Consider the following 17,862-nt stretch of genomic DNA (forward strand, 5'->3'; position numbering starts at 1 on the left):
CGAAATGGGCCGCCTGAACTGCGACCTAGATAGGCCGGGCGCGGGGATCGGACAACAGTGGGCGCGCCGATTTCTGACGTAACCGGAGATTGGGTTGAACTGGACCGGCCCCGCCGGTCGTGCGTGGAGTGAGACGATGTGGCGGTTCCTGGTAGCTCTCGGTTTCCTGCTCGCGCTCGCGGGCCTCGTGATCATGGCGCTGGGGGTTGCGATTTTCGTGTCCTCCTTCGGCAACACGCTCATCGCCACGGGCGCGGTGAGCCTCTCGGGCGGCATCGTCATCATCGCGGTGGCGCTGGTGCTGAAGGAGTTGCGGGAGCTTTCGGGGCGGCTTGACGCGGTTCTCGCCGTCGGCACGCTGCCCGCCAGCCGCGCCCCGGCCTTCCCCGCTGCGGAGCGGGCGACGGACCTGATGGTCGAGGATGAGGATGGAATGGTGGAGGAGGACATCGAGCCCGAGCTTCCGGCCGAGGCTCCGCCGCGTGCCTTCCCGCCGCCTCCGTCCTTCCCGCGCCCGCGTGGGGCTGAGCGTCCCGTAGCCCCGCCGGCCTTCGAGCCAGCCGCTCCCTTGCCGGAGGCGCTGAAGCGCGGCCGGGTGCTGGGACGTGCGCCGGAGGGCGAAGCCTTCACGTCCCGCATGCGGCCCCTTGATGCACCCGCGCCGGAAGCCAACGAGCCCGAGCCCGCCCCGCTTCCTCCCCGCGCCTTCACGCCGCCTGCGCGGCAGCCGGAGCCCCCGGCTCCGCCCGCAGCGCCGGAGCCTTCGGTGCTGAAGTCGGGCATTGTCGGCGGCATGGCCTATACGCTCTATTCCGACGGCTCCATCCAGGCGGAGCTTCCGGACGGCACGCTGCGCTTCGCCTCCCTCCAGGAGCTGCGCGACCACGTGGCGCGCTCGTCCCACCCGCAATAGGCCGCGCCGCTTTCAAAGATCGGCAGAGATCGTAAATCCGGCCGGCATCGCACCCCGATGCCGGCCGGATGCGTTCTGGCCTCACACCAGCAGGCCGCTTCCGGAAGCGGAGGTGAAGTCGAGCTGGATGACGAGGTCATTGAAGTCCCTGTCGCCGCCGCCATAAAGGTCTTCCCAGCCCCAGGTGTTGAGGCCGTAATTCCAGAGATGGCCGACACCCTGTCCGTTCACCGCCTCGTTCGCCTGGGCGAAGGCGTAGAAGGTGTTGGTGCCGTTGAAGAGCTTCATGGCGATGAGGTCGCCGGCATCCACCCCGACAATCTCGGTCTGGCTGTACTGCCCATACCCCGCCCCCGCGATCCAGCTTCCGCCGGCGATCGTCTGGTAGGCATGGACGGCGGTGGCCGCATCGTAGCCGGTCTGGCCGGGGGCGATGCCGGCGATGGTGCCGGAGAGGTCGTCCACCTTATAGAACAGCACCGATATGTCGTTGATGCCGTTCTGGCGCGTGCGCACCACGGCATCCTGATCGTTCCCGCCGCCCGCGGTCTCGGCGATGGCCACCGCGCGCGAGACCTGCACGGCATTGTCCCCATCGTCCGACACGAAGCCGGCGAAGCCGAAGGCGGACGATAGCTGCGCCTGAGGCGGGGCGGTGCCTTGGCCGTCGATGGACACCGCCACATTGGCGCCTGCCGCCACCACCGCCTGATAGACCACGCCCTGGGACTGGCGGTCGAACATGGTGACGAGGTCGGAAGAGAAATCCACCTGGAGGCTCTGCTGGGCGAACTGGTTGGTCCAGGCATGGGTGTCGGCGGCCGTGCCGATGAAGGAGACCGAAGAGGTGCCAAGGGACAGGGACCAGTCGCCGGCCGAGGACAGGATGGGCTGAAACAGCAGGTTCTGCGTGGCGCCGCTGGCCCAGCTGGACCCGCCGGTCGCATCGATGAGGTCCGGCGCGTCGGGGAAATACATCTGGGAATGGGCGATGGCGGTCAGCGCCCGCGCCAGCAGCAGGCCGTTGGGCGTGCCGAGCCCGGTCGCCAGATCGTAGCCGGTGCCGGCTTGATAGCCGAAGCCGGTGGCATTGATGGAGACCCCCTCTGACACCAGCCCGCCTCCGTCGGTGAAGGAGGACGTGTTGTTGCCGTAGGTGACGTCGTTGAACGAAGCCGGCGCCACCGCCGCGGCGATGTAGAGCAGGTCGTTCATATAGCCGAGCTGCGGCAAGTTCTGGTTCACGAAGATGGCGTTGAGCTGGGCGGTGAGGGCGGCCCAGAAGGGCGTCGCGGCGCTGGTGCCGCCCTCATCGGTCAGGCCCTTCATGTCGCCCTTGGGCGTCAGGTACACCATGTTGGCGTAGGAGAGGGCCGAGACGTCCGGGGCGCCGCGCCCATGCTGGGCCAGAGGATCCGTGGTGACGGGATCGAGCCCGAAGGCGGTCTGGTACCAGGGGGTCTCCTGGGTAGGATCGACGCCGCCCCGGCCGGAATTGTTCTCCTGATAGCTCGGGCTCATGTGCGCCCCGAGTAGGTAATATTGGTTCCACACCGCTTCCAGGAACGTGGTGGAGAGCGTCACGTCCGGCAGGACCGTCATGCCGCCGGCGACAAGCCGCCAGATGATGTCCTCATTGCCCTGCTGAGCCTGCTGCAGGATGCCCTGGATCGTCGGATCGTTCTGCGCCGACAAGGGCGTGCTGAGCGAGGTTCCGCCCACCAGGATGCCGTAGGGGCTCGTGACCGTGGTGGAAAGGTTGGTGAGGCCGTTGGCGATCTCGCCGCTCGAGCCCCCGTCTCCGTTCGCCGTGAAGACGGAGATGTTCCTGAGGGCGGCGTCGATGAAGAGTTCCCAATAGGCCGCCAGGAAAGGTGAATCCGGAGCCGGCTGCATATCGTCCGTCCAGGAGGACGAGACGATGTTCACATTGTGGTTCGGGTCCCAGATGGCGTTCTGGTAGGCGACGAACGTGGTGCTGTCCTGGCTGGCGCCGGCATAGAGGCCGATCAGGCTGTTCGGAGCAGCGGACGCGATGACGCCAACGTCCAGGGAGCGCTCGCCGCCGCCATTGTCGGACGCCTGCCCGTCATGGGTGAACTGGGCATAATAATTGCCGGGCGTGCTGATGCCGGCCGTCTGGCGGAACTGGTTCAGCAGCGTGCCGAACTGAGTGCCTTCCTTGTCACCCGGCAGGGCGCTTCCCGTGCCGGGCTCCGCCAAGGCGATGGTGCCGGTGTTGACCTGGCTGCCATCCAGCGGAAAGTTGTAGAAGTCCTGCCCGAGCTGGGCCGCGAAATACTGCGTCGGCTGGGTCGAGGAGTTCCCGACGCCTTGCGCACCTTGCGGCGGAGTATAGGTGGCGCCGCCCGACAGGTTGGCGGTTGCAGGCGCAGCGCCGAAATCGAACCAGAGGCCGGCGACATTCCAATCCTCGGAATGGAGAGGGCGTTATCCCAGTAATACGTGTCGTATTGCTGCTTGCTTGAGTAACCGTAATTCAACTGCGTTCCGAACATCTCCTTGAAGCCGGCCGCCGTGAGCTGAAGCCAGACCGTCCGGGATTCCGCCGACGAGACATAGCCTTCGGTCTCGTAATTATCGAGAAGCACGGCGCCTGCGCCGCCGCTGGCGATGGAGGCCGTCGCCTGGCTCACCACGGTCGCGTAATCCGCCGGGTTGGCACCGTATTTCTGCCAGAGCTCTGCCTGGGTCATGGAGGCGAGCATCTGCTGCCGCTCGCCCCAGCTGGCGTTGAGGAACGCGGTCGGGTCTGTCGCCCGATTGAGGATGATCGCGACATTGATGGTGCCGGTCGCTTCCGTTGGCGTGGCGGGCAAGCCATAGGCCGCGTGTGGCGTCGTGGCGTTGGTGGTGCGGTAGCTTGTGAAATCGAGAAAGCTGGAATTCGCCAGCGGAACGAGCGGCAGTGCCATGGTTTCCCCCAAACCAGACCAAAGCCAGCGTTCCCAGCATTCGCAGGGGCGTGGCTTTGAGGCATAACAGAAAATGCCGTAGGGGGCGGCAAGAGGAAATCGCGGGTCTGGACTTTCGCTTCAGTAAGTTCGGCCCGGACCGTTGCAAAATTGCCTTGGAATGAGCTTGGAAATTAAGCTTCATCCATGATGTGAAGTCGAGCGCAGCGCCACCGTCGAAATAAGAATGCGCTCCAGGCACGCATGGACTGTCGCGCCGCAGCGGGATGGAGTTTCGGGCCTTGCCGGGCCGTAGCGTCCTCGTCCGCTCGGCCCGGGAGAATTTCAGTGTGACCCCTTCGCCACCTCAAGGGCGAAGATGTAGATCAGCGCCACCTCTTCCAGCCGGTCGAACCGCCCTGCCGCGCCCCCATGCCCCGCATCCATGTTGGTGCGCAGGAGGAGGGGGGCGGACCCTTCGTTCACATCCCGCAGCCGCGCCATCCAGCGCGCCGGTTCCCAATAGGTCACGCGCGGGTCGGTGAGCCCGGCGAGGGCGAAGATGGCCGGGTAGGGAAGGGCGGACACATTGTCCACGGGGGAATAGGAGCGGATCAGCTCGAACGCCGCTTCGCTCGCAATGGGATTGCCCCATTCGGGCCATTCCGGCGGGGTGAGGGGCAGGGTGTCGTCCAGCATGGTGGCGAGCACGTCCACGAACGGTACCTCGGCGACGATGCCGGCAAACAAATCCGGCCGCGCATTGGCGATGGCGCCCATGAGCATGCCGCCGGCGGACCCGCCATGGGCCACGATGCGGTCCGCCTGCGTCACCTTCTCGCGCACCAGATGCTCGGCCACCGCGATGAAGTCGGTGAAGGTGTTGGTCTTCTTCTCCAGCTTGCCGTCCGCATACCAGTGCCAGCCCTTGTCGGTGCCGCCGCGCACATGGGCGATGGCATAGACGAAGCCACGGTCCACCAGCGAGAGCCGGTTGGTGGCGAAGCTTGCGGGGATGGTGATGCCATAGGCCCCATAACCGTAGAGGAGGCACGGCGCCGAGCCGTCGAGCGGGGTGCCAGCGCGATAGAGCAGGGTGACCGGCACGCTCTCGCCATCCGGAGCGGGCGCGAAGATGCGCCGCGTCACATAATCTGCCGGGTCGTGGCCGCTCGGGATCTCCTGGCGCTTCAGAAGGTGCCGGCCGCGGGTGTGCATGTCATAGGCCCACACCTCGGCCTGCGTGGTCATGGAGGCGTAGGTGAAGCGCAATTCGTTGGTTTCGAACAGGAAGCCCCCGTCGATCCCCAGAGCATAAGCCTCCTCGTCGAAGGCGATGGGATGCTCGTCGCTGGAGAACACCGTGCGGATGACGATGCGGGGAAGGCCGTCTTCACGCTCCAGCCGCACCAGGAAGCCGCGATAGGCCACCTGGCTCAGGATCATGCATCCGGGCCGGTGGGGCACGAGGTCTTGCCAGAAGGCGCGCTCGGGCGTGGCGCTGGGCGCCATGACGATCTTGAAATCCTCGGCCTCGTCCGCATTGGTAAGGATGACGAGGCTGTCTTCGCCGCCGAGGTCGGGATGATGCTCCACCTCGTAGCGCACGCCCTCCTCGCGCGGGGCCACCACGCGCAGCGGCACGTCGGGGTTCAGGAGGTCAATGAGGTGGACCTCGGAGGTCTCGTGGTCGCCGCAGGCAACGAGGCCGAAGGCGCGAGACTGGGTCTCGCCGAGGGAGACGAAGAAGCCCTTGTCCGGCTCCTCATAGATCAGCACGTCTTCGAGGGGGTCTGTGCCGAGACGGTGGCGGAACACCTTGGAGGGGCGATGCTCGGCATCGCGGCGAATGTAATAGAGGAAGGCGCCGTCCTGCGACCACAGGATGTCGCCGGTGGCGCCCTCCAAGCGGTCCGGCAAGTCGAGGCCGGTCTCAACATCGCGGATGCGGATGGAATAAAGCTCCGAGCCCTGCTCGTCCGCCGCGAAGGCGAGGCGCCGGTGGTCGGGGGCGTGGCGCACATGGCCGAGGTGGAAATAGGCCTTGCCCTTCGCCTCGCCGTCGCCGTCGAGGAGGATCGTCTCCTCGCCCTCGGGCAGCACCTTGCGGCAGAAGAGGGGATGCTGGCCGCCCTGGCGGTGGCGGGAGTAATAGGCGAAGGGACCATCGGGCGAGGGGACGCCCGCATCGTCTTCCTTGATGCGCCCGCGCATCTCGGCGAGCAACGTGTCCTTCAATTTGGAGGACGGCGCGAAGAATGCGTCGGAATACGCATTCTCCGCTTCAAGATAGGCCCTGATGTCCGCATCGAGGACAGTCGGGTCGCGCATCACCTCGCGCCAGTTCTCTGCCTTCAGCCAGGCATAGTCATCGCGAAGCTCGGTCCCGTGGATGGTGCGCGCGGTGGGGCGGCGCGGGGCGCGGGGCGGCTCAGGCCGCATTGCCGGCCCCGGTGTCCTTATCCAGCTTCAGGGACAGGGCCGTGCCGTTCATGCAGAAGCGCAGGCCCGAGGGCTGCGGGCCGTCGGGGAAGACATGGCCGAGATGGCTGTCGCAGCGGGCGCAGCGGATCTCCACGCGGCGCATGCCGTGGGAGATGTCCTCATGGCTGGTGATGGCGTCGGCGGACACCGGCGCAAAGAAGCTCGGCCAGCCGCTGCCGGAATCATACTTGGTATCCGAGGAGAAGAGCGGGGCGTCGCAGGCAACGCAGCTATAGAGGCCGGCCCGCTTCTCGTCCCAATACGGTCCGGTGAAGGCCCGCTCCGTTCCCGCACGGCGGGCAACACGGAACTGCTCAGGAGTGAGGCAGGACATCCATTCGGCGTCGCTCTTCACGATCTTCTCAGTGGGAGCATCATCGGCCATTGGGCGTCCTCTCATGTTTTGCGCCGTCCGCGCCACATCTATGCCATTCGGGCGTGACGTGTCGTCGACGAACGTTCCAGCGTCAAAAGGGGTCCGAGCCTGTGAGTTAAGCATTGGAACGCCTCCTCGCAAGGCGTGCGCTGCGTCCGTTTCGCTCGCTGCAAGCGCGGCATACGCTGCGCAGCGGGGGGATGGACTTGAATGTCGCTAGTCCATCCGGGGGTTTCCCTCTGATTGCTGAAGAGCATCGAAGAAGAGGCGTGCTTATCTCGAAAATGAACTTGCAATTCATATCCGAACAACATAACAAGCTATGGCGGTGTGGTCATCGAATCGCTACGCCGCCGCGCGCAGGCTGGAGTTACAGCGTTCGTCCTGGAATGCAGGCTTCATTCAAGCGGGCCTTTGCGATTTTCGTTTCAACCTTGAAGAAAGTCCCATGAGCGAAGCAACGGAATCGACCTCCTATATCGAGCTGGCGGCGGATATCGTCTCTGCCTATGTCAGCAACAATTCGGTCGCGGCGGGCGATCTGCCGAGCCTCATCAATGAAGTGCATGCCGCGTTGCAGCGCGTGTCGAAGGGCGAGGCCGAGCCGGCGCCCGAGCCGCTGAAGCCGGCCGTGCCGCTGAAGAAGTCGGTCACGCCCGACTACATCATCTGCCTGGAAGACGGCAAGAAGTTCAAGTCGCTGAAGCGCCACCTGCGCACGCAGTACAATATGAGCCCCGAGCAGTATCGCGAGAAGTGGGGCCTGCCCGCCGACTACCCGATGGTGGCGCCCAACTATGCGGCTGCCCGTTCCGAGCTTGCCAAGCAGATGGGCCTCGGCCAGCAGCGCCGTCGGCGCCGCTGATCTGACGTTGCGGGGACATTTCTTCATCTGATTTTGGACTTCAGTCCGATTCGGTTTGGCGCCGCCTGCAAGGGCGGCGCCTTTTTTATCAGGCGCAGCAGCGCCGCATGGCGGGCGGGGTCATAACCCTCCGCGCGCGCATGGCGCGCCCGCCGCATGGCCCGCAATGCCGAGAGAAGGGCCTGCGGATCACTTGAGGTCAGGAAGGTGAGGGCCGGCATACGTCCCTGAATGTCCTTCTCCCGCCCTCCGCTCGAAAATCCCCGAACCCGCTGCCGCGCCGTGCGGCCGCTCTTGCGTCTCGTGTCCATGATGAAGCCTCCGCGTGGATGGCGCGATCATGGGACGCCCTGCCGGGGTGGCGGAAAAAGATCCTAGAAGAATTTTCGCGCCCGAACCTCCTGCCTGCGCAAACCATTGGTAAGAAATGGGTTGCAGGCGAGGGTTGCGCGATGTCATTCTCTCTTGCCAAGGGATGCTTTGCGATGTAGGAATATAAACCTATATCGGAGACCCCCATGACGCACGGCCCCGCCCAGACCTCGACCTCCGCGGAACCGAGGCCTTCACCCACACCTACACCTCTGCCCGCCGCCATCCTCGCAAGGGTTGCGCTCGCCGTTGCGGCAGGCTGGGCCGATCTGCCGCCGAACGCCATCGCCGCGCCGGGCCGGGCCGCCAGCAGGATCGCCCGGGCGCGCCACCTCGCCTTCTATCTCGCCCATGTGACCTTCGGCCTGTCTCAGCACGAGGTGGCGCGCAGGTTCGCCCGCCACCGCGCCAGCATCGCCTATGGCTGCGGGCGCATCGAGGAAGCGCGGGAGGAGGGGGCGTTCGACCGCGCGGTGGATCTTCTCGAAGCGGAGGCGCGCCGCGCCGCCGACAATGTTCTCAGGCTGTAAGGGGGTGTCATGAAAGGTCGTGTTCGCACCAAGGCCGCCCGCGAGGCGTCGCGCCGCCCCGCCTTCGCCTGCCGCGTGCTGGTGGATGGCCACGAACGGGTGCTGGAGATGGATCTGGCGGAAAGTCCGCTTGCCTGGCTCGCCAACCGCAAGGGCAGGGACGGGCAGCCGCTCATTGATCCCGCACAGTTCATGGCCGGTGAGCGGTTGAGGCTGGATTTCACCCGCGCCGGGATGACGCCGCGCATCACCACCGATTGGTCGCCGGGCGGCCGGGGCGGGGGCGGCGGCATGGAGGCGTTCAGCGATGTGGTTATCGCCGCCAAGCGCCGGGTGGATGCGGCCCTCGCGGCCGTCGGGCCGGAACTCTCCGGCGTGCTGCTGGATGTGTGCTGCTTTCTCAAGGGCCTGGAACTGGTGGAGCAGGAGCGCGGCTGGCCGGCCCGCACCGCGAAAGTGGTCCTGGGCCTTGGCCTTGATCGCCTCGCTGCCCATTACGGGCTCGCGAGCGTGGCGCGCGGCCGTGACCGGGCGGCGCCGCGCACCTGGCGCGCGGAGGTGGGGGAGTGACGCGCGCGCATTCAGGCGCAATGATGCAGAAGCAAATTGGGGGGCTCCATGAACGCTTATCTCGACGCCATGCGGAACTACGCGACCTTCACCGGCCGTACCCGCCGAAGCGGGTTCTGGCTGTTTGTGCTGGTCCTGTTCTGCATCGAAGTGGCCGCCGGCATCATTGATTACGGGCTCCTGGGGCGCAGCGTGGAGCAGGGCGGCCCCATCAGCGGCATCGTGCATCTCGTCCACCTGATCCCCGGCCTCGCCATCGGGGTGCGGCGGCTGCACGATATCGACCGCACCGGCTGGTGGATGCTGCTCTACCTCACCGGCATCGGCGCGCTGGTGATCCTCATCTTCAATATCTGGCCCGGCACCCAGGGGCCGAACCGCTTCGGCCCCGATCCGCGCACCTACCTTCCGGCCTGAGCCGGCGGCTCAACACACGCGCTATCCCCGGGCTTGCCCCGGGGATCCTCACGCCTCCGCCAGCGCGGCGCGCGCGTCGGCGCGGATGCGGTTCACCATGGAATTGAGGCCGTTGGAGCGCTGCGGCGTCAGGTGTCCCTCAAGGCCGATCTCGCGGAACACTCCAAGCGCGTCCGTCGCCAAAATCTCCTTCGGGGTGTGGCCGGACATCAGCGTGAGCAGCACGGCGATAAGCCCGCGCACGATATGGGCGTCGGAATCCCCTTCGAATTCCAGCACCGGCCCGTTCGGTCCTTCGCGGCGGTGAGAAACGAGCCAGACCTGGCTGGCGCAGCCCTGCACCTTATTTTCTTCCGTGCGCTCGGCCTCGGGGAAGGGCGGCAGCGCGCGTCCAAGCTCGATCGCATAGCGGATGCGGTCTTCCCAGTCGTCGAGGAACTGGAAGTCTTCAATCAGGGTCTTGGCGTCCAAGGTCTTCGGGGCCAGTGTCTTGGCGTCCATGGGTCCATGCGCATAAGCGGCCGCCCGATGCGGTCATACCCGAATATAGGCGCTCGCAGGCCCGGGAGAAACCCGTCTCAGGCCGGGCGGCGCGGGGGCAGGGGAACGCTCGCCGGGATGATGGTGGGCCGCGCGCCGGCAGGCTTCGGCGCCTCCGTGGCCTCCCCGCCCCATGTGGGTACCAGATCCTGTGGGGTCAAAGCGTGGCCTGTGGCCGCCTTCTCGACCGCGGCGGCGGCTTCCGACGCATCGTGAGCGCTGCCGACATTCTCGAGCAGCCAGCCGGCCGCGGCCTGTGCCTTGTCGCCGAGATGACCGAGCAGTTGTCCGCCCACGGCGCAGGCATCCGGCTGGCGCTGGCAGAAGCCGCTGGCGTCCGCCAGCGCGGACTGTGCGGCGGAAAGGGCCTGCCACGCGCCGATCTGCCGGGTGCCATCCTCCGAGGTGGAGATGGGCAGCAGCAGCAGCACGATGCCGAGCCAGAAGGACATGCGGATCAGAAAGAACATCGACGCCCTCGCCACGCCCGGCCAGCCTCCTCCACCGGGCCACGCCAGGATAGCAAAGGCCGGCGCCTGCCGCAGCGGCGGCGGAGGCCGCGCGCACCGTCTTTTAAAGACATCGTTAATACTGAGGCGATGAAAGCGGCTGCCGTTGTGTCGCATCCGCTGCGACAAGTGCTCATCTTGTAATCACATGGTGCCGGCTCAATATGCAGCCCGACATTAACAAGAAGAAAGCAGGAGCGACTGATGTCCGGTCCGGACCAGACGCGGCATTGGCCGCCTCTATCACCGATGCAGACAGGTATTCGCGGACGGTGTCCGCGGTGCGGAGAGGGGCATCTGTTCAAGGGCTTTTTGAAGCTCGCACCAAAATGTGAAGTCTGCGGGCTTGATTACTCGTTCGCGGATCCCGCGGACGGTCCTGCTTTTTTCGTCATCACGTTCGGCTGCCTTCCCTCCACCGTTTTCGCCATCTGGCTGGAGGTGGTGTGGCAGGCGCCCTATTGGGTGCATCTGTTCACGACGCTGCCCTTGCTGCTGCTCACCTGCATTCCTCCCTTGCGGCCCCTGAAGGGCTGGCTGGTGGCCAGCCAGTATTTCTACAAGGCCGAGGAAGGCCGCCGGGTGCCTCTGAGCAAGGGGCCGGCATAGTCGCTTAAGGACGCAAAGCAGGCCTGCACGGGCAGGCCGGCCTACATCTTCTCCACCGCCGCACGCGGCTCCTTGCCGCGGATCTGGGCCTCCTCGACGCCGGATGCGGCGGCCTGGAGCATGGGGAGGATGTCGTCGATCTCGTGCGCCACCAGCACCTCCACAGGCGTGGTGCTGCGGATGAATTCGCAGCCGCGCATATGGTCGAGGAGGGCCAGAAGCGGGTCCCAGAAGCCGGCGATGTTGGCAACGAGGATGGGCTTGCGGTGGCGGCCGAGCTGCGCCCAGGTGAGCTGTTCCACCAGTTCCTCCAGCGTGCCGACGCCGCCGGGCAGCGCCACGAACGCATCCGCCCGCTCGAACATGAGCTTCTTCCGCTCGTGCATGTCCTCGGTCACGATCATCTCGGCCGCATAGTCGAAGGCGCGTTCGCGAGAGAGCAGGAATTCCGGGATGATGCCGGTGACGGCCCCGCCGTTCATCGCCGCCGCCGCGGCCACCTCGCCCATGAGGCCGATGCCGCCGCCGCCATAGACGAGGCGCACGCCGTTACGGGCGAGAATCTCGCCGAAGCGCCGGGCCTCGGCGGCGAAGAGGGGCGTGCCCCCCCGGGAAGAACCACAATAGACGCAGACGCTTTCGATATGGGCCATGGGAGTCAGTTTATCAGTTTTGTGCATTGCGTCACGAGCTGCCGTTTGTTCCCCGTCGCGGCTTTCTGCCCGATGCCCGGCTTTCGCCTTCCCGTTTGCAGTTGAGGACTGAAGAGGAAGCAGGTGAGGCGAATCGATCGCCGGCACGCTCATATGATCGGTCATATCTCGCTCCTGACCCTCCTGCGAACAGGAGAAGGATTCGGGCAGGGTCCCCATGGGGAAATCACATCCAAGTTGGTCATGCTCCTGGCGACGGGAGGATGACGGCGGGGGACAACGCGCCAGCCTTGAATCCGATCCAATCATCGTCTATCGGCGATGGACGATGGATAACCCTGACCTCGATTCCCATAGCCTCGCGAGCCGGCTGAAGGCGCTCGCGCATCCCGCCCGGCTGAAGGTGCTGGAGACGCTGGCGCGGCGCGAAGGCTGCCAGTGCGGCGAGATCGTCGCCGGCCTGCCTCTGGCGCAATCCACCGTCTCGCAGCATATAAGGGTTCTTCTTGAAGCGGGCCTTGTCCGGGGCACCCTGGATGGGCCGCGCTCCTGCTATTGCATCGACCATGACGCGCTGAACACCCTGCGCGCGGATCTCGATGCGGTGTTTTCGGCCCTCGCTTCCGGCCCCGGCGGGGCGGCGTGCGGTCCGCAGAAATAGGTTCCCATGTCCAATTCCCCAAAGCCCGGCGCCGCCCGGCACTCCTTCAAGGCCGTCTCGGCCGCCGGCGGCGCCCTGTTGGGCACCGTCACGGCGCTCTGGCCCTACCTCTGGCCACAGGATCGCGGCGACTTGCGCAAGCGCGTGGTGGCGACGCTGCTGCTGCTGTTCCTCGCCAAGTTCGCCACCATGTCGGTGCCTTTCTTCTTCAAATGGGCGACGGACGCGCTCGCCCACATGCCGGACGGGCAGGGCGACGTGGACATCGCCTGGCTGCTCGCCGCGCCCGTGATGCTGACGCTGGCCTATGGCGGCGCCCGTCTTGTCATGGCGGCCATCACCCAGCTGCGCGACGGCATGTTCGCGAAGGTGGCGCTCCATGCCGTGCGCAAGCTGGCGCTGGAGACATTCGAGCACATGCACGCGCTGTCGCTGCGCTTCCACCTGGAGCGCAAGACCGGTGGGCTCACCCGCGTTCTGGAGCGGGCGCGCGAGGGCATCGAGACCATCGTGCGCATGCTGGTGCTCCAACTCGCGCCCACCATCGTCGAGCTGGTGCTGGTGCTCGCTGTCCTCGCCTTCGCCTTTGACTGGCGCTACGTGGCGGCGGTCGCGGCGACGGTGGTGCTCTATACGTGGTTCACCTATGTCGCGAGCGAGTGGCGCATCTCCATCCGCCGGGACATGAACGAGAGCGACACTGAGGCCAACACCAAGGCCGTGGACAGTCTGCTCAACTATGAGACCGTGAAGTATTTCGGCGCCGACCACTGGGAAAGCTCGCGCTACGACAAGTCGGTGGCGCGCTATGAATCCGCCACGGTGCGCACCTTCACCTCGTTGGCCTGGCTGAATGCGGGCCAGGCGCTCATCTTCACCATGGGCTTGACCGCCACAATGGTGCTCGCCGCCTTCGACGTCAGGGCGGGGCGGCAGAGCGTCGGCTCCTTCGTCATGGTCAATGCCATGATGATCCAGCTCTACCAGCCGCTGAACTTCCTCGGCATGATCTATCGCGAGATCAAGCAGGCCATCGTGGACATCGAGGCCATGTTCGCCGTGCTCTCGCGCGATCCCGAGATCGAGGACAAGAAGGACGCGCAGGCGCTCACCGTCCATGGCGGCACGGTGCGGTTCGAGGATGTGCGCTTCTCCTACGATCCCGGCCGGGAAATCCTGAAGGGCGTCACCTTCGAGGTGCCGGCGGGGCGCACGGTCGCCATCGTCGGACCGTCGGGCGCGGGCAAGAGCACCATTTCCCGGCTCATGTTCCGCTTCTACGACGTCTCTTCCGGCCGCATTACCATTGACGGGCAAGACATTCGCGACGTGACGCAGGAGAGCCTGCGCGCCGCCATCGGCATGGTCCCGCAGGACACGGTGCTGTTCAACGACACCATCGGCTACAACATCCGCTACGGCCGCCAGGGCGCGACCGAGGCCGAGATCGAGGATGCGGCCCGTCTCGCCCAGATCGACGCCTTCATCCAGGCGACGCCCCACGGCTACAAGACCGAGGTGGGGGAGCGCGGCCTCAAGCTCTCCGGCGGCGAGAAGCAGCGCGTCGCCATCGCCCGCACCATCCTCAAAGCGCCGCCCATCCTGCTGCTGGACGAGGCCACTTCCGCCCTCGACAGCCACACGGAAAAAGAGATCCAGGACGCCCTCGACCGCGTCTCGAAGGGGCGCACCACACTGGTCATCGCCCACCGGCTCTCCACCGTGGTCTCCGCCGACGAGATCCTTGTGCTGGCTAAGGGTGAGGTCGCCGAGCGCGGCAGCCATGCCGAGCTTCTGGCGAAGGGCGGACTGTATGCGGCCCTGTGGCATCGGCAGCGCGAAGCCGACGAAGCCCGCGAAAAGCTACATGCCGCTGGGGAAGGTAGCGAGCTGCCCACAACTTCTACGGATTCAACGCCCGCAAGCGCTCGGACGCCGTTGCCGGAACCTTCGGAGGCATGGTAGCGACTCGCTCGTCGAGGCTTCCTGTATCCAAAGGTTGGACGTGTGATCGGCGATCTCTATCTGACCTCCGCGTCCGCCGCGCCGAAGCTGCGCATTGGCCTGATGATCGATGAACCGGTGCTGTCGTCGGTCTCCGCCGCCATCGTCGATCAGATCCGGGCGTCCTCCTTCGCCGAGATCGTGCTGGTGGTGCGCAACGGCGCATTCCCGGCCGAGACCGGGCCATCGGCCTCGTTCCTGTCGCGGGCCTGGAAATTCCTGAAGCGTCCGGCGCTCCGCCGCCTGATCGCCTATGCGATCTACCTGAAGCTCGATGCGCGCCGCAGCTATGATGCCCATCGCGATCCCCTGAAGCCGGTGGATTGCACGGAGCGTCTGGCTGGCGTCGAGGAGATCGTCGTCGCGCCGCAGAGCAAAGGCTACGTGCACCGCCTTCCGGCCGAGGTGGTGGAGGAGATCAAGTCCCGCGATCTCGATGTTCTCATCAGGTTCGGCTTCAACATCCTCAAGGGCGACATCCTCTCCGCCGCCAAGTCCGGCGTCTGGTCGTTCCATCACGGCGACAACGACTTCTATCGCGGCACCCCGCCTTACTTCTGGGAGATGGTGGAGGAACGGCCGCGGTGCGGCGCCATCCTCCAGGTGCTGAACGAAGAACTGGACAACGGGCTGGTGCTCGCCAAGGGCCAGTATGCGAACGAGGGCGGGCTTTCCTTGTTCCGCAACAGCGTGGGGCCTTATTGGGGGTCGGCGCACTTCATCATCTGGAAGCTGAAGGAACTGCACGAGCAGGGGTTCGAGGCGCTGAAAGCCCGCGCCATCCCGCGAGCGCCCTATGGCGGGCAGCGGGCGGTTTATCGCAAGCCCGCCAATTGGGAAGTGGTGAGCTGGCTCGGCGGGGCGGTGCTGCGCAAGCTGAAGGAGCGGCGGGAGCGGCGCATCCTCCATTGGCAGATGGCGCTGCGCAGGGATGGGGCGACGCCGTCCATCCAGCCAGGGACCGGTGCGGTCGATCTCTCCGGCTTCCATTTCATCACCGCGCCCAAGGGGCACTTTTACGCCGACCCGTTCCTGTTTGAGCGGGACGGGCGCATGTATCTGTTCCTGGAGGATTATTCCTACGCCGAGCAGCGCGGCGACCTGGTGGTCATGGACGTGACCGACGGCGTTCCCGCCACTGCCGATCTCTGCCTCAAGACCGGCTCGCACCTTTCCTATCCCTTCGTCTTCGCCCATGGGGGCGAGACCTACATGATCCCGGAGACCATGGCGGCGGGGGAAGTGGCGCTCTACCGGGCGGAGGCGTTCCCCCACCGCTGGGTCAAGGAGAAGGTGCTCTACGAAGGCTCCATCGTCGACACGACGCTTTGGATCGAGGACGGGGTCTTCTACTTCTTCGCCACCTTCATCGTCCCCGGCACCGAGGCCATGTCGCTGCACCTCTTCACGGCGGACAGCCTCACCGGCGCATGGCGCCACCACCCTGCGAACCCCATTTCCAACGATGTGCGCGATGCGCGCGGGGCCGGGCACATGTTCCGGCAGGACGGGGTGCTCTACCGCCCCGCCCAGGATTGTTCGGGCACCTATGGACGGGCCATCCGATTCTATCGGGTGGATGTGCTCACCCCCAATGCCTATTCCGAGACGCTGGTGCTGGATCTGGAGCCGGACGCGGTGCCCGCCTTTGCCGGGATGCCGGCGGAGGGGATCCACACCTATAATCGCACCGGCGCGTTCGAGGTGATCGACGCCAAGTTCAGGCTGCCCGCCGATACCATCTGAGCCGTCAGGCTCGTGATTTGACGCCCCGTCAGGGGCGCTCTACCTATGCCGCTCCTTGATTGGCGGAGCCGTCGTGTCCCTTCTCACCACCATCCGGAAGAATATTCCCCCGGTCCATCGCGAAGGCTATCCGTTCATCGCCATCGCGGCGGTGATCACGCTCGCGCTGCTCATGGTCTCGACATTCTTCGGGATGCTGGCGCTCGGCCTCACCATCTGGACCGCCTTGTTCTTCCGCGACCCGGCCCGGGTCACGCCGCTGCGGGACGGGCTCGTCGTCTCTCCGGCCGACGGCGTCATCTCCCAGATCACCATGGCGCTGCCGCCGCGCGAGCTGGACCTGTCCGACGTGCCGCTGCTGCGCGTGTCCGTCTTCATGAATGTGTTCAACGTCCATGTGAACCGTGCGCCGGTCTCCGGCCGCATCGAGCGCATCGCCTACAAGGCCGGCATCTTCCTCAATGCCGATCTCGACAAGGCGAGCGAGGACAATGAGCGCAACGGCCTCATCTTCCGCACCTCCTACGGCCCCGTGGGCTGCGTGCAGATTGCAGGGCTCATCGCCCGGCGCATCGTCTCCTTCGTCCGCGAGGGCGAGGAACTGGGCGCGGGCGAGCGCTTCGGCCTCATCCGCTTCGGCTCGCGGGTGGACGTCTATCTGCCCGCCGGAACGCGGCTCCTTGTGGCCGAGGGGCAGCTCGCCACGGCCGGCGAGACGGTGATTGCGGACTTCTCCGCACAAGGCGGGCGCGAAACCGCCTTCAGGGTGAGCTGAAGCCGCCATGAGCACGCTCTTCCCCCAGTTCGATCCCGAGGGCACGCCGAGCCGCTTCGGCCGCTTCGGCCGCATCCCGCTGCGGGTCCTGCTGCCCAATCTCGTGACGCTGCTGGCCCTGTGCTCGGGCCTGACCGCCGTACGCATGGCGGTGGAGGACCGCTTCGAGCTGGCGCTGGCGGCCATCGTGTTCGCCGCCATGCTGGACGGCATAGACGGGCGCCTCGCCCGCGCGCTCAAGGGCACGTCGCGTTTCGGCGCGGAGCTGGACAGCCTTGCCGACTTCGTGAATTTCGGCTGCGCCCCGGCGCTCATTCTCTATCTCTGGGGCCTTGATCAGGCCGGCTCCATCGGCTGGATCGCGGCGCTCATCTTCGCCATCTGCGCGGCGCTCCGCCTCGCCCGCTTCAACGTGATGCTGGACGACCCCGACCGGCCGCCCTTCGCCGCCGATTTCTTCACGGGCGTGCCGGCGCCGGCCGGTGCCATCACCGTGCTGCTGCCGGTCTATCTCGAGCTTCTGGGCCTGCCGCACGGCCCGGCCAATGCCCCGCTGGCGCTGATCTACACGGTCGCCATTGGCCTCCTCATGATCTCCAAGGTCCCCGCATGGTCCGGCAAGACGCTGGGCAAGCGCGTGCGGCGGGACATGGTGCTGCCCCTGTTCGTGCTGGTTGCGCTGTTCGCCGGGCTGCTCGCGAGCTATCCCTGGCTGGTTCTCTCGGTGTGCAGCGTGCTTTATCTGGTGCTGCTGCCGGTTTCCTATGTGCGGTACCGCCGCCTGATGGACGCCTACAAGGCCGAGCAGGCTGCGGCGGGGGACGCGTAGCTCCCTCTTTCCGCTGCGAGCTGCGCTCTCTCTCCCGCTTGCGGGGGAGGGGAATGGGCGACTTCCTGCGCTGGAAATGAACTCTCCAGCCTTC

19 protein-coding genes are annotated in these 17,862 nt (G+C 66.0%); 11 read left to right on the forward strand and 8 right to left on the reverse strand.

Annotation, left to right across the window (positions count from 1 at the left end; translation table 11 throughout):
• Positions 1 to 136 precede the first annotated feature (136 nt).
• The gene (locus ABLE91_RS18940; protein WP_348933330.1) at positions 137 to 913 is read left to right on the forward strand and encodes a hypothetical protein; all 777 of its coding nucleotides are present in this window, start codon (positions 137 to 139) and stop codon (positions 911 to 913) included.
• A gap of 81 nt (positions 914 to 994) precedes the next feature.
• Here the strand turns inward: ABLE91_RS18940 and ABLE91_RS18945 are convergent, their stop codons facing one another.
• The 4 genes from ABLE91_RS18945 to msrB all read right to left on the reverse strand — a co-directional run bounded on the left by ABLE91_RS18945 (position 995) and on the right by msrB (position 6,697).
• Positions 995 to 3,136, reverse strand: coding sequence for a DUF4114 domain-containing protein (locus ABLE91_RS18945; RefSeq protein ID WP_348933332.1), 2,142 nt, complete (start codon positions 3,134 to 3,136; stop codon positions 995 to 997).
• Complete coding sequence (locus tag ABLE91_RS18950; RefSeq protein ID WP_348933334.1) at positions 3,067 to 3,849, reverse strand: hypothetical protein; 783 nt, start codon at positions 3,847 to 3,849, stop codon at positions 3,067 to 3,069. Before ABLE91_RS18950 ends, ABLE91_RS18945 begins: the two co-directional genes overlap by 70 nt.
• A 324-nt stretch (positions 3,850 to 4,173) precedes the next feature.
• A complete protein-coding gene (locus ABLE91_RS18955) occupies positions 4,174 to 6,270 on the reverse strand; it encodes a S9 family peptidase (protein ID WP_348933335.1) in 2,097 nt (698 codons plus the stop codon).
• Positions 6,260 to 6,697: a peptide-methionine (R)-S-oxide reductase MsrB gene (gene msrB, locus ABLE91_RS18960; RefSeq protein ID WP_348933337.1), complete on the reverse strand. Its 438-nt coding sequence runs from the start codon at positions 6,695 to 6,697 to the stop codon at positions 6,260 to 6,262. The genes ABLE91_RS18955 and msrB overlap by 11 nt, the downstream gene beginning before the upstream one ends.
• A 439-nt stretch (positions 6,698 to 7,136) precedes the next feature.
• Here msrB and ABLE91_RS18965 point away from each other — a divergent pair, with 439 nt between their 5' ends.
• A complete protein-coding gene (locus tag ABLE91_RS18965) occupies positions 7,137 to 7,553 on the forward strand; it encodes a Ros/MucR family transcriptional regulator (protein WP_348933339.1) in 417 nt (138 codons plus the stop codon).
• Between the two features lie 23 nt (positions 7,554 to 7,576).
• On the opposite strand, the gene ABLE91_RS18970 is transcribed toward ABLE91_RS18965, so the two are convergent.
• A complete protein-coding gene (locus ABLE91_RS18970; RefSeq protein ID WP_348933341.1) occupies positions 7,577 to 7,864 on the reverse strand; it encodes a hypothetical protein in 288 nt (95 codons plus the stop codon).
• A gap of 207 nt (positions 7,865 to 8,071) precedes the next feature.
• On the opposite strand from ABLE91_RS18970, the gene ABLE91_RS18975 reads away from it, so the two are divergent.
• From ABLE91_RS18975 to ABLE91_RS18985, 3 genes are read left to right on the forward strand one after another with little or no spacing between them, the layout of a single operon-like run.
• On the forward strand, positions 8,072 to 8,455 hold the full coding sequence (locus tag ABLE91_RS18975; protein ID WP_348933343.1) for a chromosomal replication initiator DnaA: 384 nt from the start codon (positions 8,072 to 8,074) through the stop codon (positions 8,453 to 8,455).
• A gap of 9 nt (positions 8,456 to 8,464) precedes the next feature.
• A complete protein-coding gene (locus ABLE91_RS18980; RefSeq protein ID WP_348933345.1) occupies positions 8,465 to 9,025 on the forward strand; it encodes a DUF6456 domain-containing protein in 561 nt (186 codons plus the stop codon).
• 48 nt (positions 9,026 to 9,073) lie between these two features.
• Positions 9,074 to 9,442 carry a DUF805 domain-containing protein gene (locus tag ABLE91_RS18985; RefSeq protein WP_348933347.1) on the forward strand — a complete coding sequence of 123 codons (369 nt, stop codon included), beginning with the start codon at positions 9,074 to 9,076 and terminating at the stop codon, positions 9,440 to 9,442.
• A gap of 48 nt (positions 9,443 to 9,490) precedes the next feature.
• Here ABLE91_RS18985 and ABLE91_RS18990 read toward each other — a convergent pair whose 3' ends face one another.
• Positions 9,491 to 9,943: a SufE family protein gene (locus tag ABLE91_RS18990; protein WP_348933349.1), complete on the reverse strand. Its 453-nt coding sequence runs from the start codon at positions 9,941 to 9,943 to the stop codon at positions 9,491 to 9,493.
• Positions 9,944 to 10,020: 77 nt separating this feature from the next.
• Positions 10,021 to 10,452 (reverse strand): DUF5330 domain-containing protein, encoded by a 432-nt coding sequence (locus tag ABLE91_RS18995; RefSeq protein ID WP_348933351.1) that lies wholly within the window; start codon positions 10,450 to 10,452, stop codon positions 10,021 to 10,023.
• A 243-nt stretch (positions 10,453 to 10,695) separates the two neighbouring features.
• On the opposite strand from ABLE91_RS18995, the gene ABLE91_RS19000 reads away from it, so the two are divergent.
• Complete coding sequence (locus ABLE91_RS19000) at positions 10,696 to 11,100, forward strand: DUF983 domain-containing protein (RefSeq protein WP_348933352.1); 405 nt, start codon at positions 10,696 to 10,698, stop codon at positions 11,098 to 11,100.
• A 41-nt stretch (positions 11,101 to 11,141) separates the two neighbouring features.
• Here the strand turns inward: ABLE91_RS19000 and ABLE91_RS19005 are convergent, their stop codons facing one another.
• Positions 11,142 to 11,753, reverse strand: coding sequence for an LOG family protein (locus ABLE91_RS19005; protein WP_348933353.1), 612 nt, complete (start codon positions 11,751 to 11,753; stop codon positions 11,142 to 11,144).
• A 328-nt stretch (positions 11,754 to 12,081) separates the two neighbouring features.
• Here ABLE91_RS19005 and ABLE91_RS19010 point away from each other — a divergent pair, with 328 nt between their 5' ends.
• From ABLE91_RS19010 to pssA, 5 genes are all read left to right on the forward strand, one after another.
• Entirely contained in the window at positions 12,082 to 12,414 is a 333-nt protein-coding gene (locus ABLE91_RS19010) for an ArsR/SmtB family transcription factor (protein WP_348933355.1), read from the forward strand.
• A 6-nt stretch (positions 12,415 to 12,420) separates the two neighbouring features.
• Positions 12,421 to 14,379, forward strand: a complete 1,959-nt coding sequence (locus ABLE91_RS19015) for an ABCB family ABC transporter ATP-binding protein/permease (protein ID WP_348933357.1) — start codon at positions 12,421 to 12,423, stop codon at positions 14,377 to 14,379.
• A 42-nt stretch (positions 14,380 to 14,421) separates the two neighbouring features.
• On the forward strand, positions 14,422 to 16,164 hold the full coding sequence (locus ABLE91_RS19020) for a glucosamine inositolphosphorylceramide transferase family protein (protein WP_348933358.1): 1,743 nt from the start codon (positions 14,422 to 14,424) through the stop codon (positions 16,162 to 16,164).
• A 73-nt stretch (positions 16,165 to 16,237) separates the two neighbouring features.
• Positions 16,238 to 16,939: a phosphatidylserine decarboxylase gene (locus ABLE91_RS19025; RefSeq protein ID WP_348933360.1), complete on the forward strand. Its 702-nt coding sequence runs from the start codon at positions 16,238 to 16,240 to the stop codon at positions 16,937 to 16,939.
• Positions 16,940 to 16,946: 7 nt separating this feature from the next.
• Positions 16,947 to 17,768 carry a CDP-diacylglycerol--serine O-phosphatidyltransferase gene (pssA, locus tag ABLE91_RS19030; RefSeq protein WP_348933362.1) on the forward strand — a complete coding sequence of 274 codons (822 nt, stop codon included), beginning with the start codon at positions 16,947 to 16,949 and terminating at the stop codon, positions 17,766 to 17,768.
• Positions 17,769 to 17,862: the final 94 nt, after the last annotated feature.

The organism is Aquabacter albus, assembly GCF_040049275.1.
Classification (GTDB): Bacteria; Pseudomonadota; Alphaproteobacteria; order Rhizobiales; family Xanthobacteraceae; genus Aquabacter.

What these genes read in the sequence shown, in the direction of transcription:
- ABLE91_RS18970 (WP_348933341.1), bottom strand. Translation starts at nt 7,864, where the DNA reads ATGGACACGAGACGCAAGAGCGGCCGCACGGCGCGGCAGCGGGTTCGG.
- ABLE91_RS18980 (WP_348933345.1), top strand. Translation starts at nt 8,465, where the DNA reads ATGAAAGGTCGTGTTCGCACCAAGGCCGCCCGCGAGGCGTCGCGCCGC.
- ABLE91_RS18985 (WP_348933347.1), top strand. Translation starts at nt 9,074, where the DNA reads ATGAACGCTTATCTCGACGCCATGCGGAACTACGCGACCTTCACCGGC.
- ABLE91_RS18990 (WP_348933349.1), bottom strand. Translation starts at nt 9,943, where the DNA reads ATGGACGCCAAGACACTGGCCCCGAAGACCTTGGACGCCAAGACCCTG.
- msrB (WP_348933337.1), bottom strand. Translation starts at nt 6,697, where the DNA reads ATGGCCGATGATGCTCCCACTGAGAAGATCGTGAAGAGCGACGCCGAA.
- ABLE91_RS19000 (WP_348933352.1), top strand. Translation starts at nt 10,696, where the DNA reads ATGTCCGGTCCGGACCAGACGCGGCATTGGCCGCCTCTATCACCGATG.
- ABLE91_RS19010 (WP_348933355.1), top strand. Translation starts at nt 12,082, where the DNA reads ATGGATAACCCTGACCTCGATTCCCATAGCCTCGCGAGCCGGCTGAAG.
- ABLE91_RS18975 (WP_348933343.1), top strand. Translation starts at nt 8,072, where the DNA reads ATGACGCACGGCCCCGCCCAGACCTCGACCTCCGCGGAACCGAGGCCT.
- ABLE91_RS19005 (WP_348933353.1), bottom strand. Translation starts at nt 11,753, where the DNA reads ATGGCCCATATCGAAAGCGTCTGCGTCTATTGTGGTTCTTCCCGGGGG.
- ABLE91_RS18965 (WP_348933339.1), top strand. Translation starts at nt 7,137, where the DNA reads ATGAGCGAAGCAACGGAATCGACCTCCTATATCGAGCTGGCGGCGGAT.
- ABLE91_RS19015 (WP_348933357.1), top strand. Translation starts at nt 12,421, where the DNA reads ATGTCCAATTCCCCAAAGCCCGGCGCCGCCCGGCACTCCTTCAAGGCC.
- ABLE91_RS18995 (WP_348933351.1), bottom strand. Translation starts at nt 10,452, where the DNA reads ATGTTCTTTCTGATCCGCATGTCCTTCTGGCTCGGCATCGTGCTGCTG.
- ABLE91_RS18940 (WP_348933330.1), top strand. Translation starts at nt 137, where the DNA reads ATGTGGCGGTTCCTGGTAGCTCTCGGTTTCCTGCTCGCGCTCGCGGGC.
- ABLE91_RS18950 (WP_348933334.1), bottom strand. Translation starts at nt 3,849, where the DNA reads ATGGCACTGCCGCTCGTTCCGCTGGCGAATTCCAGCTTTCTCGATTTC.
- ABLE91_RS18955 (WP_348933335.1), bottom strand. Translation starts at nt 6,270, where the DNA reads ATGCGGCCTGAGCCGCCCCGCGCCCCGCGCCGCCCCACCGCGCGCACC.
- pssA (WP_348933362.1), top strand. Translation starts at nt 16,947, where the DNA reads ATGAGCACGCTCTTCCCCCAGTTCGATCCCGAGGGCACGCCGAGCCGC.